Below are 15,077 nucleotides of genomic sequence, written 5' to 3'. Positions count from 1 at the left end.
AATAGCTTTTTAAAACAAAAGATTTTATTTTTTAGCTTCTGCTTTAACTTCGGGTGCACCATTATTCATAATGGTTTCTGTTGTAACACTTCTTCTTCCGCTAGGTACTACCACAATGGTTTTTAAAGTTCTTTTTTCGCCTTGTGGAACAGTTACTTTTATTGGTTCAGTATATAAAAATGCATTTTCAGAAGGTCGGGAACCATCCAAAGAATAATAAATTTTAGCCCCAGTAACTGGAACTTTTAAATCGATGGTAAAATCACCACCTGTTAAAGGCTTATCACTTTGGCCAATTGGAGTAGGTACCCAAAAGTTAATATTCATTTTATCTAATCGTGCTAAGTGCGCTGGTAAGCGTTCTTCAGAAAAATTCTTTAAATCTTTACGTTCTACCTGGCCCCAGGCAATTTCTGATAAAGCCATAATGCGTGGGAAAGCATGATTTTCTGCCTTTTCGGGTGTTTTAATGTATTCTGTCCACATATTTGCTTGCACACCTTTTATATATTTTCTTTGGTCTGCAGTTAAAACTTTCGGAATTGGATCATATCCGTAAATTTTTTGGTAAGGGGCGAAACCACCTATTGTAACTGGCTCATCGGGCGAATTAGATTGTTTATGATCGATGTACAAACCCATAGAACCTGGCGTCATAATCACATCGTGATTCTGTTGAGCTGCGGCAATTCCACCGTCTTCTCCTCTCCAACTCATTACTGTTGCATTTGGCGCCAAACCACCTTCTAAAATTTCATCCCAACCAATAATAGAACGGCCTTTTGCATTTACATGTTTTTCTATTGTCTGAATAAAATAACTTTGTAATTCATGCTCATCTTTTAAACCTTTTTCTTTCATTAAGGCCTGGCAAAACGGAGATTCTTTCCAATATGTTTTTGGAGCTTCATCACCACCTATATGAATATATTTTGAAGGAAAAATTGCAATAACTTCATCCAAAATATTATTCAGCATTGTAAATGTATTTTCCGAAGGCACGAATATATCATCAAAAACACCCCAGGTTTGTTGTACCTGTTTGCCTTTTCTACTGCCCGACCAGGGCGTTTTATCACTAATAAAGGTATCTCTATCAGGGAAACAACTTAACTCTGGGTACGCAGCAATTGCAGCCGAAGCATGGCCCGGCAACTCGATTTCAGGAATTACGGTTATGTATCGTTCAGCCGCGTACTTAACAATTTCTTTCGCTTCATCTTGCGTGTAAAAACCTTTAACCTCAGTTAAATAATTACCATTTCCAGGATAATTGCCAATTATAGTTCCGTTTCTTGATGAACCTACTGAAGTTAATTTTGGATACTTCTTTATTTCCAATCTCCAACCCTGATCATCAGTTAAATGCCAATGAAAGGTGTTAATTTTATAATAAGCTAGCTGATCAAGGTATTTTTTGATAAATGAAATTGGAAAGAAATGACGACTTACATCCAGCATTGTTCCACGATAACCGAAGCGAGGATAATCGTTAATATTAACGGCAGGAATTGTAATTTTATCTGCAACTTTAGCAGGCATCATTTGCATAGCAGATTGAACGGCATAAAATAACCCAGCACCTTTACCAGTAAGAATAATTTGAGTTGGAGTAACTTTAATTGTGTAACCTTCGGCAGGCAATTTTTCTGCACCAACCGATGTTAAAACTATACTTTTTTGATTTTGTTGAGTAATTTTTGCTTCTCTTAAAGCAAAACCAGCTTTATTAACAATAAATGCGTTTAATAAATCAGCCATCTTTGCGCCGTCGATGCTTTGATTTACCAAAATAGTTGTTTTATCTAAAATAAAACTGCCATTTGCTTTTGTAATTGATACGGGTACAGGAATAATCCCAAGGTTTGGGTCACTCTGCGCAAATGCACCACTACTGATTAATACGCCAATAAAAATCGATAATGCTTTGTTCATGATGTGTTTTTAGGTTAAAATAAGTTTCATTTAAATCAAACTAAGATAGATATAACAGGGACAACCTTAACCTCACTTTTTCGTTACAATCATAATCAAACGTTTGACCTTTCCAGTTATCAGAACATTTTATTTGGATATTCTCTCGGAATTTTAAAGTTTTAAAAATTTTGCAGGATAAATTAGCCAAAGAATTACTGCTGCAAATGTACTAAACAGGATTGCAGCGATATCCTTTTAGCAGCGCGGTTGAGCCAGGGAAAAGCTAAAGCGTAAAGCCTGAATGACTTTAATAAATGCGAAAAACCTTGCTTTACAAAAAAAGAGAAACCTTACTCAGATTTCTCTTTAGAAAAAATATCAAATGATTTTACGCTTCAACCGGATGTTCTTTTGCTGCCAAATATCGCTCTGCATCGAGTGCAGACATACAGCCAGAACCTGCAGCAGTAACTGCTTGTCTGTAGTACATATCCTGAACATCGCCACAAGCGAAAACGCCTTCGATATTAGTTAAAGTTGAGCCTGGTTTAGTTAATAAATAACCGGTTTCATCCATATCCAACTGACCTTTAAAAATATCTGTATTTGGTTTGTGGCCAATAGCAACAAAGAAACCTTCAACCGGAATCTCTGAAGTGATGTTAGTTTTGTTATCTAAAACTTTAACTGCGGTAACGTTTTTACCGTTACCTACAATTTCCTGAGTTTCGGTATTGTAATGAACTATAATATTCGGAGTAGCCAGAACGCGGGCAACCATTGTTTTTGATGCTCTGAACTCATCTCTACGAACCAATAAGTGAACCGTTTTACAAAGCTTAGCCAAATAAGTTGCTTCTTCGGCAGCTGTATCGCCAGCACCAACAATAGCTACATCTTGCCCTTTAAAGAAGAAACCATCGCAAACTGCACAAGCAGAAACACCAAAACCATTGTATTGCTGTTCGCTTGGTAAACCCAACCATTTTGCAGTTGCGCCAGTTGCAATAATTACTGTATCAGCTGTAATGGTTTTAATTTCATCTATCACAACTTTGTGTGGTGTAGAAGAAAAATCTACAGAACTTACATAACCGAAACGGATATCTGTGCCAAAACGTTCTGCCTGCTTGCGGAAATCTTCCATCATCTCTGGGCCCATAATACCTTGAGGATAACCAGGGAAATTTTCTACATCAGTTGTTTGTGTTAACTGACCACCAGCTTGCATACCAGTGTACATAATTGGCTTTAAATCAGCTCTGGCTGCATAAATTGCTGCAGTATAACCAGCAGGACCAGAACCTATAATTAAACACTGAACGTGCTCGTTTTCTTGTGACATTATATTGTGTGTTTGAAATTCGATAATTGAAATACAAATTTAACGCTTTAAATAATTGTTGGCAAGTGCGCATTGTCAACATAGTTTACTTATTAACAGTTGTCTCCAAGCAAAAACATTTACATGAGTACAAATATTAATTAGTTCTACTTGTAAAAATTTACAGTTAAGTAAAATATGGTATCAATAAAATAAATAATACCATCGTTAGTCAGCACGTTTTCATCATGTAAATCCTCCAAAATAATTCCCAATTCTTTATTTATATAGTCGTTATTTCTATTGTTAAAAAAATCATTAAATAATAAAAATTCTTTTACCTGATTTAAATCAGTAAGTTCATTTGCTTTAATAAACTCTTGTTTTACAACAGCAAAAAGCTTCCCGTTTATTAATTTAAAACCTAAAAATTGGTACGCAGTAGATTAAAGAAAAAATTATGAACTAGCAGACTATTGAAGTAATCAAGACAATATTCATAAAATATTGAATCATTTAATTTGACAACATGGATATCATCAAAGCGATAAACTTTTTGTTCGGCACCAGCGCTAATATATTCATCTTCGGAAATTTCCTCTCGATAAAATAGATTTTCTTTTTCAGCAAAAGCGATTAAACTGATTTCTTCTTCACTTTTGAGATACTCCTGTTTTTCAATTCTGAGGCTTGTTTCCTCATTTCTTCTAAGGAAATTTTGTGCTTTTTTGAGTTGGCTTGCATCGCCAATTCGTCCATCGCCGACAATGATATTTTGTAATTCATCTTTGATATTTTTCATTAAAAAATTCGATCTAAAGATACTAAATTTATTTTTTGATAAAAAAAACAGTGACCAAAGCTTATTTTCCTTTATTGGCTCTTAAAACTCTAATCACATTTCCTCCGAGTATTTTATTAATATCTGCTTCTGAATAACCATTTTTAATAAGTTCTGCTGTGATTTTTGGATAATCGGCAACACTGTTTATGCCTAAAGGGAAAGATTCTGCACCATCAAAATCTGCACCTAAACCAACATGTTCTACTCCTATTAATTTCACAATATGATTAATGTGTTTTACCAGCAAAGCAACTGGTGGGCGAATCGCATCAGCATCTGCTGAATGATTAAAAACTAAGCTATCAATCGCATTGCTTCTGCCGTATTTGGTGCTTAAAACTTTAAGTTCTGCATCATATTTAGCAAAGAAAGCTTTTTGCTTTGTATTGAATGTTGAATCTAAAAAACCACTATAAAAATTAATACAAACCACGCCGCCGTTTTTCCCAACCGCTTTAATTTGCTCATCTTTTAAATTTCGTGGAACCGGATTTATTGCATAAGCGCAACTATGAGATACAATGATTGGCTTTGAACTCGCTGCGATGGCATCATAAAAAGTTTTCTCACCAACATGAGATAAATCGACCATCACGCCAAGTTGGTTCAAACGGTTAACAACTTGCTTACCAAAATCGTTTAGTCCGGCATTTTGAGGTTTTACTTTACCCGATGTTTCTTCGGCAGCAGAGCTTGACCAAGGCGAACTGTTGTTCCATGTTAAGGTTAGATATGTCATGCCTCTTTTAGCCAAACTATCAATATAATCTAACCGATTTTCAATCATGTGCCCACCCTCTACACCTATCATCGCCGCTAATTTTTGTTGCTTAACTGCTTTTTCTAAATCAGTTGCTGTGGTTACAAGTTGTATTTTATCCGGGTATCTTTTGATTAAACTGTATAAAGAATCTATCTCTCTATTTGCAACGGCATAGCCTCCAGTTTCATCGCACCAAATAGAAAAGAATTGCACATCTAAGCCACCTTGCTTTGCCCTTACCAAGTCGAAATTTCCTTTAGTTTGAAGTTTACCAATATCAATTCCAGATTTAATCTGATTGAACAAAATATCGCCATGAGTATCGATTAAGATGGCCTCGTTATGTATCTTACTTGCATTTTGAGCGAAAGAACTAATTTGCAGGAAAACAAAAAGAATGGTAAGGAATTTCATAAATTGGATTAAATATTTGGCAGAATTTAAAAGCCTATTTATACTTTAAAAGGATTTATTATTTATACCTGCATTGATAAGCCAATCGCGTTGCGACCTCGCCGGAATGTTTAAAATCACTTTTGAAGCTATTTTTTTCTGAGCCTTTTTGATAGAATTTGTTATCATGGAATTTTCCAGCATTTCAAATTCTTCAACACCCATTTTTCGCATTAAATTTATTATTTTTTCTCCATTAAATAATTCAAAAAAAGGTTCAGATAAGGATGAATAAACCGTTATATCACTTAAATCTAATTCAACAGCTTTCTTTTGCTCTTCTAATTGCAAAGGGTGATGTTCGATAAAAATTAATTCTTTACCTTTTTGGTTTACATTTAAGTGGTCGGCTAAATATACTCGTTCCTGGAAATGATTTTCTTGAAGATAAGTTTGAAGACTTTGTTTGGTCATTTCGAACCAAGCTACAAATACAACATTAGGATTTGATCTTATTAACTCCACACAGGCATTAAATTTTGCATGCTCTGATATCCAAATTTTATCAGCAATGGTAATTTTCTTGCTTTTTTTACCAAATAATCCAAACATAGTTTAGGTAATTAAAATCGATTACGTCTGTATAATTCCAACATTAAACTTTTTAGTAATTGGCGATTGATTAGCCGCTTCAATGCCCATTGAAATTACTTTTCGGGTTTCTAACGGGTCGATAATTCCATCTACCCAAAGTCGCGATGCAGCATAATATGGTGTTGTTTGACTATCATACCTGTCTGTAATTTCTTTTAAAAGTTCAGCTTCTTTTTCTGGAGTGATTATTTCTCCTTTTGCTTTTAAGGATGCTTCTTGAATTTGCAATAAGGTTTTTGCTGCCTGAGCGCCACCCATTACTGCTATTTTTGCTGTTGGCCAGGCATAAATTAAACGCGGATCGTAAGCTTTACCGCACATGGCATAATTACCAGCACCATAAGAATTTCCCATTACGATGGTGAATTTTGGCACAACAGAATTGGCTACAGCATTAACCATTTTCGCACCATCTTTTATAATACCGCCATGCTCGGAGCGACTACCTACCATAAATCCTGTTACATCTTGCAAGAAAACTAATGGGATTTTTTTCTGATTGCAATTCATAATAAAACGGCTGGCTTTATCTGCACTATCAGAATAAATTACGCCACCAAACTGCATCTCTCCTTTTTTCGATTTTACAACCTTGCGCTGGTTTGCTACAATTCCAACGGCCCAACCATCAATTCTACCCAAGCCACAAACAATACTCTGTCCGTAACCTTGCTTATATTCTTCAAATTCAGAATTATCAACCAAGCGGTTAATAATGTCCATAATTTCATATTGCTTGTCGCGATTTTCAGGAATAATACCATATAGCTCTTCTTCCTTTTCTTTAGGCTTAGCAGGCTTAATTCTATCAAAGCCTGCATTTTGTGGCGCACCAAGCATGCTCATGATGTTACGAATGCTATCTAAACAAGCTTCATCATTTGGATGTTTATAATCGGTAACGCCAGAAATTTCGCAGTGTGTAGTTGCCCCACCTAAAGTTTCGTTATCTACTTCTTCGCCAATTGCAGATTTTACCAAATACGAACCCGCTAAAAACACCGAACCTGTTTTATCAACAATCATGGCTTCATCACTCATAATTGGCAAATAAGCACCCCCGGCAACGCAAGCGCCCATAATTGCAGAAATCTGTACAATTCCTTCGGAAGACATTATTGCATTGTTGCGAAACATTCGACCGAAGTGTTCTTTATCGGGGAAAATCTCATCCTGCATGGGCAGATAAACACCCGCACTATCTACCAAATAAATTACCGGCAAACGGTTTTCCATGGCAATTTCCTGAGCACGAAGATTTTTCTTAGCCGTCATCGGAAACCAGGCACCTGCTTTCACAGTAGCATCGTTAGCTACAATCATACATTGTCTGCCGCTCACATAACCAATGCCGCAAACCACACCTGCAGATGGACAACCGCCTTGAGCTGCGTACATGCCGTCGGCGGTGAATGCACCAATTTCCAAAAATTCGGATTCTTTATCAATTAAGTAGGCAATTCGCTCTCGAGCCAATAACTTACCTTTTTCTTTTTGCTTGGCTGCATTCTTTTCTCCGCCACCTAAATATATTTTTTTGAGTTTAGTTTTCAGTTCGTAAACTAACTGCTTATTTACATCTTCGTTTTTATTGAATTCGATATTCATGGCGGCAATTTAAATTTTATTTTAGAAAAATCGAGGTGACCAAAACGGTTTCTGGTACACGATGAGTTTTAACCGCAAGGAAAAAACTTGGAGATTAAGTAAAACCTCACCCTATCAAAGTTTTTTTTACTACGACCATACCTGAGCTAAGGTATTTTCCCTTTGTGAAAACTTAGTGTTCTAAATAGTTAAAACTTTCATGCTTTGCGAAAAACTTTGCGTTCTTTGTGGTTAAACCTAAAAGTTCCATTTAAAATAATATTTTTGATGCAAACGCTAACAATGGAACTCACTGTAAACATCCCCGCATTATTATTTCCTGCTATCAGTTTAATTATGTTAGCATACACCAATCGTTTTTTAGCATTGGCGGCTTTGGTAAGAAGTTTAAAAGCAAAGTACGAAGAAGGAGAAAAAAATGTTGGTCTGCAAAATCAAATCAAGAATCTTCGCTATCGATTAAGACTTATAAAAAATATGCAAGCATATGGCGTTTTGAGTTTTGCAAGTTGCCTATTTTGTATGTTCTTTATTTATCTAGAATGGAATATTGTTGCAGAAATACTTTTTGCTTTAAGCTTAATCTTCTTTATGATTTCGCTTATTATTTCATTAATAGAAATTCAAATCAGCACAAAAGCTTTAGAATTAGAACTGAGCAATTTAGAAGATTTGGAAGATGCATCACTCAGTGACTACATCAAAAAGAAATTCAAAAAGGATTAAAATTTACTTACAAAGAACAGAGTAACAATTATACACCACCCTATTCCTTGCAGATTAAGAAATGGCAAATTATGTCGTAATAAAATGATATAAAAACACAACCTCACCAGTGAAAGCAGGTTTCTTTTGGTCTTCAATTTCCATTTCTATACCCATGTGAACTTTCGTTACACCTCTCAAGTTTACAATAGATGATAATTTTGCTTTCAACCTAATGTTACTATTTACAATAACTGGTTGAGCAAATCTTAAACTTTCGATACCATAATTGATTTCCATTTTCAAATTTTGGATATCAACAATCTGTTTCCATAAATAGGGAATTAACGAAAGCGTTAAATAACCATGGGCTATAGTTGCTTTAAAAGGCCCTTCATTTTGTGCTCTTTCTTCATCAACATGAATCCATTGATGGTCTAAAGTAGCATCCGCAAATTTATTAATTTGTTCTTGACTGATGGTATGCCATGAAGAAACACCCAATTCTTTACCAAGAAATTGTTCAAATTCTGCGTGAGAAGTAATGATTTGCATTGTAATATATTTTATCGCCCTTGCGTTTAACTTATGGCGGTTTAAAAATTATTTGTTGTTTATTTGAAATTGCTTGTTATGATAGGTTTCTCTCTCTAAACCAAACTTCATCTGGAATTGCTGAAAAATTATCCATTTTATCAATTAAAATTTCTGAATCAGCCTCGTTAAAAACTAAATCGCGGTTTGCAGATTTAAGAAATTTGCTTTGTACCATCATTTCCATTTGTGCAAAAAGTGGATCGTAAAAACCGCTAACGTTTAAAACACCAATTGGTTTATTGTGTAAACCTAATTGTAACCAGGTAAGCACTTCAAAAAATTCTTCAAGTGTACCAAAACCACCAGGTAAAATCACGAAGCCATCGCTTAAATCGGCCATTTTTTGCTTCCGTTGATGCATGTTTTCCGTTACAATCATTTCTGTAACACCTTTATGTCCAACTTCTTTATCCATTAAAAACTGTGGAATAACGCCGGTAACCAAACCGCCTAATGCTAATATATCGTTGGCTAAAACACCCATTACACCGACACTTCCGCCACCGTAAACCAATCTAATTTCTTGTTTAACCAGTGTTTCTGCTAATTGTTTGATGGCTTTACGCAAGGTTTCATCGCCATTAAAATTAGAACCACAGTATACACAAACTGCTCTAAGCTTATTCATTCAGATTTAAAATTTACCGAAGTTAAGATTTTATCGCCGCTCTGTAAATTTTAATTCTGCACAAAGTTCTTAATTAATATTTTTTCAGCTTTTTGAAAAGCAATTTCAGAAGTTAATTTCAATGTTTGTCCTTCTATCACTGCAAGTCCTCTTCCGGTAAAAAACCGGAACTGCGGGCTTTCCGTTCTATAAAGTTTATTTACTTCGGCCGGCAAAAGAAACAATGGTTAATTTTAAATGCCCCATCAAACCTCTCAGGTTTATGTAAAATTTCTAACAAAAAAAGCGCCGAATAAATCGACGCCTTCTAACCAAATACAATAGAGAAAAAGATTTTTGTAAAAATTCGTCACTTTTTAAAAAGCATAACGCAACGTTAAACCGTAAGTTCTTGGGTCGCCGAGTACGCCTGCATATAACCCAGAGTTACCTGCCGCAGCCTGTAATTGCTCGAAATAATTTTTGTTTCCAATATTTCTACTCCAGGCAAAAAACGAGAATTTATCAGATTTAAATCCTAAACGGGCATTTATTAAACCGTAGCCATTAACATTTAAAACGCTAGACGGCGTTGGATTAGAAGAATAATTAGAATGATAGCTTACATCTCCGGCTATGAAATATCTACCCTCTTTTGTAGCTAAATTTCCTTTTAAACTAAACTCCGCCCCACCAGAAATATTCCATTTAGAAATACCTGGCAATCTGCCACCAGAAGCATCTTTAAATGCTACTTGAGTTGCTACACCATTTATAGTTTCTGTATGACCAGTTTCTTCTAATGGAAGTGGTGCATTTGTGAATTCCACATACTTGCCATCCAGGTAAGCCACCGCAGCATTTAAGGTTAAGAATCTTTCTAACTGATAGGTTCCATCAATCTCTAAACCTTTAACTTTAACCTTCTCAGCGTTAGCTAAATAACCTCTATTCACACCCAGCTGTGGCGACTGCACATTAGTTTGATAATCTTTGATATCGGTATTGAAAGCCGTTACATTTAAAATTGCACCTTTGGTTGGCTTGGTTTTAACACCTAATTCGTAGTGCTGAACATACTCTGGTTTTACAACAGCCAAAGATAAATCTGCTGCTCCGGTAGAAGTTGTTGGCAAACCTCCAACATTAACTCCAACTGGTTTATAGGCCGTTGAAAAAGTACCGTAGGCATTTATTCTATCCGTTGGGCGATAAGAAATGGTTAAGTTACCCGAAAAATTATTGTTTTCTATATTCGTATTAAATTGTTGGTTGCTATAAACCGCAGTTTTAAGCGCAAGCAAAGCTACATCCGTAGTTTGCAAACCACCATAAGTTGTTCTGTCGTAATCAACATCTTTTTTATCGTAAGTGAAACGAATACCAGGTAAAACGTGTAAATGATTTACAACTTCGTAATCTACTTGTGCAAATACAGCTGCACTTAATGATTTGATAGTAGAATTTGTTTTAATGCCGTAGCCGTCTAGTAATCCTGGAGTTGAATATAAGGCCTGCGCCCCTGTTGCAGCTGTTTGTACAAAACGCCATTGGTCTTTACCTACCTCTTCGGTTTGATCTAATCCTTTTAGGTTTTGTGCAAGAGCAAATACACCAATTACACCACTTAATTTATCGCTCAAATTCCCGGCATACCTTATCTCTTGCGAGTATTGGTCGTGGCGGGAATTGCCTTGTGATTTCGTTAGCGCAGCAAGTTCAGAGAAATCTCTATCATTTGTTGGGTCCCAGTTCCAGAATCTCCACGCCGTGGTAGAAGTTAATGTTCCTCCACCTATTTTATAATCTAAATTAGCAGATATACCTCCAATAGATTGATTATGTTTCCAAGGTGTATTTGTATTTATTTCTCTTGAAAATGGATCAATTTTAGGCTGGTTGTAGCCTAAATCAGAAACAATTCTTCCATATTGACGGTAAGTACTTCTTTCTGTTATAGCCACGCCAGCAATTACCAAAGGATATCCTGCCGGATGTTGAATACTTACATCGCCGCTAATTAATACAGATAATCTATCTGATGGCGTGTAATACAATTGTCCCTTAAAGCCCAGGTTATTTTGCCCGCTGTAGTTTCTTTGTTCTCTTGTATTGTAAATTGTTCCATCTCGTTGCGTGCCTGAGATAGATAATCTGGCAGCAAGATTTTTAGCAACCGGACCAGTAATGGATGTTTTAGCTTGTAAGAAATTATAATTTCCTACACTCAATTCTACTTTACCACTTGGAATTTGGCTGGGCTTTTTCGTTGTAATATTAAATGCACCGGCTGTTGTATTTTTCCCAAACAATGTTCCTTGCGGACCGCGAATAACCTCTATCTGGTCGATATCGATAAAATCTGTTGAGGTGGCCGCCGGGCGAGCCTGGTAAACGCCATCTACATAAAAGCCAACGCCTGGGTCGATACCATCGTTAGTTAAACCAAAAGTTGAACCTAAACCTCTAATATTAAGCGTAGTATTTCTTGCGTTAGAAGCGTACAGCTGTACCGAAGGCACAAGCTCTTTTAAGCGGTTCACATTAAATGTACCTGCATTTTCAGCTGCTTGGCCACCGATAACGGTAATGGGAATTGGCACATCTTGTAATACTTCCGAACGTCTTCTCGAAGTCACTACGATTTCATCCAACAGTGCATTTTCTACCAATACTAATTCTATCGGTGTTTCTTGAATGGTTAGTATTTGAAAATCTTGTGGTTTGTAGCCAACAGAACTTACTTGAATATAAAATTGGGGTTGTTGTTTAGCATTGATAACAAATACACCTGCTGTATCTGCACTTACCGTAATATTTGTTCCTCTTACTTTTACGGTTGCATTAGGAATGGTAATGCCATTACTTCCTTTTACAACACCCTTTACAGGGCTTTGTGCAAATGCAAAACTTGAAGAGATTATAATGGAAAATAAAATAAGTAAATTTTGTTTCATGATTAATTGTATGTTGGGTTAGATTTTAATTTGATTAAAGCTGTGTTCGGAATTGTTTTGTTTGAGCGAGTAAACGACAGCAACAACAGGATTTATAAATGGGAATTGTATGTTTCATTATTAATTTATATAAAGTCTATAGATTTAGTAGACAAATATATTAAAAAAAACTATTTGCCAAATTTTATTTTGTAAATAGTTAAATTCTGATTGGTTGGTCTAGTTATTATTTGCCAAAGAGGTACTTAAAGTGCAGAAGAATTTTAAATCAATATTTTATAGCATGCTTTGGGCATCTTTAATCAATAGTGATATTTAAGCAATAAAAAAACGGGGTATTGTTGCCAATACCCCGTTTTAAATAATATTTATTTTATAAGATTTCTCCACTTCGGTCAAAATGACTACTGGATCGCAGGCTTTTTTGATTTAAACCTTACCCAACAGCGATTTAACTGGAAGCTTTAGACTTTCAGCTTTTCCTTAAAAGCTTATCTCGTATAATTTGGTGCTTCCTTAGTAATTGTGATATCATGTGGATGACTTTCACGCATACCAGCCGCTGTAATTTGAACAAATTGTGCTTCTTGCAAAGCTTCGATATTTGCCGCCCCACAGTAACCCATACTTGCACGTAAACCACCAATATATTGATACATTACTTCTGCTAAAGTTCCTTTAAATGGTACGCGACCAACAATTCCTTCAGGAACTAATTTTTTAATATCATCTTCTACATCCTGGAAATAGCGGTCTTTAGAACCCTGTTCCATTGCTTCGATAGAGCCCATTCCGCGGTAAGATTTAAATTTACGCCCTTCGTAAATAATCGTTTCACCTGGAGATTCCTCTACTCCTGCAAATAACGAACCAGCCATTACGGTATTTGCACCAGAAGCAATTGCTTTTGCAATATCACCCGTATGTTTAATACCACCATCGGCAATAACCGGAACACCAGTTCCTTTTAATGCTTTAGCACATTCGTAAACGGCATATAATTGAGGAACACCAACACCAGCAATAATTCTGGTTGTACAAATAGAACCCGGACCAATACCAACTTTAACTGCATCAGCGCCAGCATCAGCTAAAAATTTAGCGGCAGCACCTGTTGCAATGTTACCTACGATAACTTGTAAATCTGGATATTTTGCTTTTACTTCTTTTAATTTATCAACCACACCTTTAGAGTGACCGTGAGCGGTATCGATAGTAATCACATCAACACCAGCATGAACCAATGCGTCAACACGTTGTAATGTATCAGCGGTTACACCTACTGCAGCACCAACACGTAAGCGACCACGCTCGTCTTTACAAGCTGCAGGATAATCTTTAACTTTAGAAATATCTTTGAAAGTAATTAAACCGCTTAAATATCCATCTTTGCTAACAACTGGAAGTTTCTCGATTTTATGGTTTTGAAGAATTTCTTCTGCCTGAACCAAATTTGTTCCTTCAGGTGCAGTAATTAAATTCTCTTTAGTCATTACTTCTGCAATCGGTCTGGTCATATCCTTTTGGAAACGCAAATCGCGATTAGTAATAATACCAACTAACTTATTATCAACACTTACAACCGGAATACCACCAATTTTATGCTCCTTCATTATTTTGAAAGCGTCAGCAACAACAGATGTTTCTAATAAAGTAACCGGGTCTTGAATCATTCCGCTTTCCGAACGCTTAACTTTACGCACTTCATTAGCTTGTCTTTCGATAGTCATGTTTTTGTGTAACATACCAATACCGCCATTTTGTGCAATAGCAATAGCAAGTTCGGCTTCGGTTACAGTATCCATAGCTGCAGAAATCAATGGAACGTTAAGCTTAATTTTTTTGGTTAAGAAAGTTGCTGTATTTACATCGCGAGGCAGAATTTCAGAATAAGCCGGTACTAAAAGTACGTCGTCATAAGTTAAACCTGTAGCAATAAATTTTGTGGAATCGAGTTGCATAGAAAATAAATTAGGATTTATTATATGCGGGGCAAAGATAGGAAAAATAGGTGAAAATAAAAGTATAAAGTTTAAAATCTATAAATATTAGCCTTTGCTGACAAATTGGAATTGTGGCCTAATCGATTCTTCTTTTATAAAAACTTGATTATTATTGTGCGCACCAAAATTCAATTAAAATTATGATTAGTGAAAATCAATATTTCGACGGAAATGTCAAATCTTTAGGTTATGAAACTGCTGATGGAAAATCTACAATCGGTATAATCAATCCGGGCGAATATCAATTTGGAACAGCGCAAAAGGAAATTATGCATGTGGTTGAAGGTGAGTTATCCGCTTTGCTTCCTGATAGCGAGGAATGGAAATTATTTAGCGCAGGAAGTCATTTTGAAGTCCCTGCAAATTCATCTTTTAAAGTAAGGTCTGAAGTCCAAACCGCATATCTTTGCCAATATAGATAAGGTGTTTTAAATAAAAAATATTTTATTCTACAATCATCATGAGGCTGTATCACAATAAAAAAATCAGCTATTGTAAAAGAATTTAATTTGGCGGTATCGTCATGCTCATCTTGACTGGGCATCTTAGTGCTTTAAAAGGCTTTTATTTTATAACCTTTCTATCGCTTTACGATTCCCGTTTTCACCTATCGTGTGGACACATCTCTATGGATATCCCATCCTTGGATTGATGCCTTAAAATATTTCATACCTATCCAAAGGGTTGTTATTCCGGGGTGCCTTT

Annotated in this window: 11 protein-coding genes and 1 pseudogene; 2 read left to right on the top strand and 10 right to left on the bottom strand. The window is 35.8% G+C overall.

Annotation, left to right across the window (positions count from 1 at the left end):
• Nucleotides 1-24: 24 nt before the first annotated feature.
• The 6 genes and pseudogenes from ACFOUY_RS00815 to ACFOUY_RS00790 form a co-directional block, all read right to left on the bottom strand.
• On the bottom strand, nt 25-1,935 hold the full coding sequence (locus ACFOUY_RS00815) for a beta-N-acetylhexosaminidase (protein ID WP_378958539.1): 1,911 nt from the start codon (nt 1,933-1,935) through the stop codon (nt 25-27).
• Between the two features lie 370 nt (nt 1,936-2,305).
• Complete coding sequence (gene trxB / locus ACFOUY_RS00810; protein WP_378958538.1) at nt 2,306-3,262, bottom strand: thioredoxin-disulfide reductase; 957 nt, start codon at nt 3,260-3,262, stop codon at nt 2,306-2,308.
• 146 nt (nt 3,263-3,408) lie between these two features.
• A pseudogene (locus ACFOUY_RS00805) lies at nt 3,409-4,043 on the bottom strand (putative polyvalent protein kinase domain-containing protein).
• A gap of 61 nt (nt 4,044-4,104) precedes the next feature.
• Complete coding sequence (locus ACFOUY_RS00800) at nt 4,105-5,262, bottom strand: dipeptidase (RefSeq protein ID WP_378958537.1); 1,158 nt, start codon at nt 5,260-5,262, stop codon at nt 4,105-4,107.
• A 45-nt stretch (nt 5,263-5,307) separates the two neighbouring features.
• A complete protein-coding gene (locus ACFOUY_RS00795; RefSeq protein WP_378958536.1) occupies nt 5,308-5,853 on the bottom strand; it encodes a hypothetical protein in 546 nt (181 codons plus the stop codon).
• 21 nt (nt 5,854-5,874) lie between these two features.
• Nucleotides 5,875-7,503 carry an acyl-CoA carboxylase subunit beta gene (locus tag ACFOUY_RS00790; RefSeq protein WP_378958535.1) on the bottom strand — a complete coding sequence of 543 codons (1,629 nt, stop codon included), beginning with the start codon at nt 7,501-7,503 and terminating at the stop codon, nt 5,875-5,877.
• Nucleotides 7,504-7,770: 267 nt separating this feature from the next.
• On the opposite strand from ACFOUY_RS00790, the gene ACFOUY_RS00785 reads away from it, so the two are divergent.
• Nucleotides 7,771-8,229 (top strand): DUF2721 domain-containing protein, encoded by a 459-nt coding sequence (locus tag ACFOUY_RS00785; protein WP_378958534.1) that lies wholly within the window; start codon nt 7,771-7,773, stop codon nt 8,227-8,229.
• 69 nt (nt 8,230-8,298) lie between these two features.
• Here ACFOUY_RS00785 and ACFOUY_RS00780 read toward each other — a convergent pair whose 3' ends face one another.
• From ACFOUY_RS00780 to guaB, 4 genes are all read right to left on the bottom strand, one after another.
• A complete protein-coding gene (locus ACFOUY_RS00780) occupies nt 8,299-8,763 on the bottom strand; it encodes a MaoC family dehydratase (protein WP_378958533.1) in 465 nt (154 codons plus the stop codon).
• Between the two features lie 76 nt (nt 8,764-8,839).
• A complete protein-coding gene (locus tag ACFOUY_RS00775) occupies nt 8,840-9,433 on the bottom strand; it encodes an LOG family protein (protein ID WP_378958532.1) in 594 nt (197 codons plus the stop codon).
• A gap of 356 nt (nt 9,434-9,789) precedes the next feature.
• On the bottom strand, nt 9,790-12,369 hold the full coding sequence (locus ACFOUY_RS00770; RefSeq protein ID WP_378958531.1) for a TonB-dependent receptor: 2,580 nt from the start codon (nt 12,367-12,369) through the stop codon (nt 9,790-9,792).
• Nucleotides 12,370-12,860: 491 nt separating this feature from the next.
• Nucleotides 12,861-14,330, bottom strand: a complete 1,470-nt coding sequence (guaB, locus tag ACFOUY_RS00765; RefSeq protein ID WP_378958530.1) for an IMP dehydrogenase — start codon at nt 14,328-14,330, stop codon at nt 12,861-12,863.
• 182 nt (nt 14,331-14,512) lie between these two features.
• Between guaB and ppnP the strand changes: the two genes are divergently transcribed.
• The gene (gene ppnP, locus ACFOUY_RS00760) at nt 14,513-14,794 is read left to right on the top strand and encodes a pyrimidine/purine nucleoside phosphorylase (RefSeq protein WP_378958529.1); all 282 of its coding nucleotides are present in this window, start codon (nt 14,513-14,515) and stop codon (nt 14,792-14,794) included.
• Nucleotides 14,795-15,077: the final 283 nt, after the last annotated feature.

This window comes from Pedobacter jamesrossensis, from assembly GCF_042650905.1.
Taxonomy (GTDB): domain Bacteria; phylum Bacteroidota; class Bacteroidia; order Sphingobacteriales; family Sphingobacteriaceae; genus Pedobacter; species Pedobacter jamesrossensis.
The sequence above is the reverse complement of the archived record's forward strand: the minus strand, read 5'-3'. Positions and strand labels throughout refer to the sequence as shown.

What these genes read in the sequence shown, in the direction of transcription:
- ACFOUY_RS00815 (WP_378958539.1), bottom strand. Translation starts at nt 1,935, where the DNA reads ATGAACAAAGCATTATCGATTTTTATTGGCGTATTAATCAGTAGTGGT.
- trxB (WP_378958538.1), bottom strand. Translation starts at nt 3,262, where the DNA reads ATGTCACAAGAAAACGAGCACGTTCAGTGTTTAATTATAGGTTCTGGT.
- ACFOUY_RS00800 (WP_378958537.1), bottom strand. Translation starts at nt 5,262, where the DNA reads ATGAAATTCCTTACCATTCTTTTTGTTTTCCTGCAAATTAGTTCTTTC.
- ACFOUY_RS00795 (WP_378958536.1), bottom strand. Translation starts at nt 5,853, where the DNA reads ATGTTTGGATTATTTGGTAAAAAAAGCAAGAAAATTACCATTGCTGAT.
- ACFOUY_RS00790 (WP_378958535.1), bottom strand. Translation starts at nt 7,503, where the DNA reads ATGAATATCGAATTCAATAAAAACGAAGATGTAAATAAGCAGTTAGTT.
- ACFOUY_RS00785 (WP_378958534.1), top strand. Translation starts at nt 7,771, where the DNA reads ATGCAAACGCTAACAATGGAACTCACTGTAAACATCCCCGCATTATTA.
- ACFOUY_RS00780 (WP_378958533.1), bottom strand. Translation starts at nt 8,763, where the DNA reads ATGCAAATCATTACTTCTCACGCAGAATTTGAACAATTTCTTGGTAAA.
- ACFOUY_RS00775 (WP_378958532.1), bottom strand. Translation starts at nt 9,433, where the DNA reads ATGAATAAGCTTAGAGCAGTTTGTGTATACTGTGGTTCTAATTTTAAT.
- ACFOUY_RS00770 (WP_378958531.1), bottom strand. Translation starts at nt 12,369, where the DNA reads ATGAAACAAAATTTACTTATTTTATTTTCCATTATAATCTCTTCAAGT.
- guaB (WP_378958530.1), bottom strand. Translation starts at nt 14,330, where the DNA reads ATGCAACTCGATTCCACAAAATTTATTGCTACAGGTTTAACTTATGAC.
- ppnP (WP_378958529.1), top strand. Translation starts at nt 14,513, where the DNA reads ATGATTAGTGAAAATCAATATTTCGACGGAAATGTCAAATCTTTAGGT.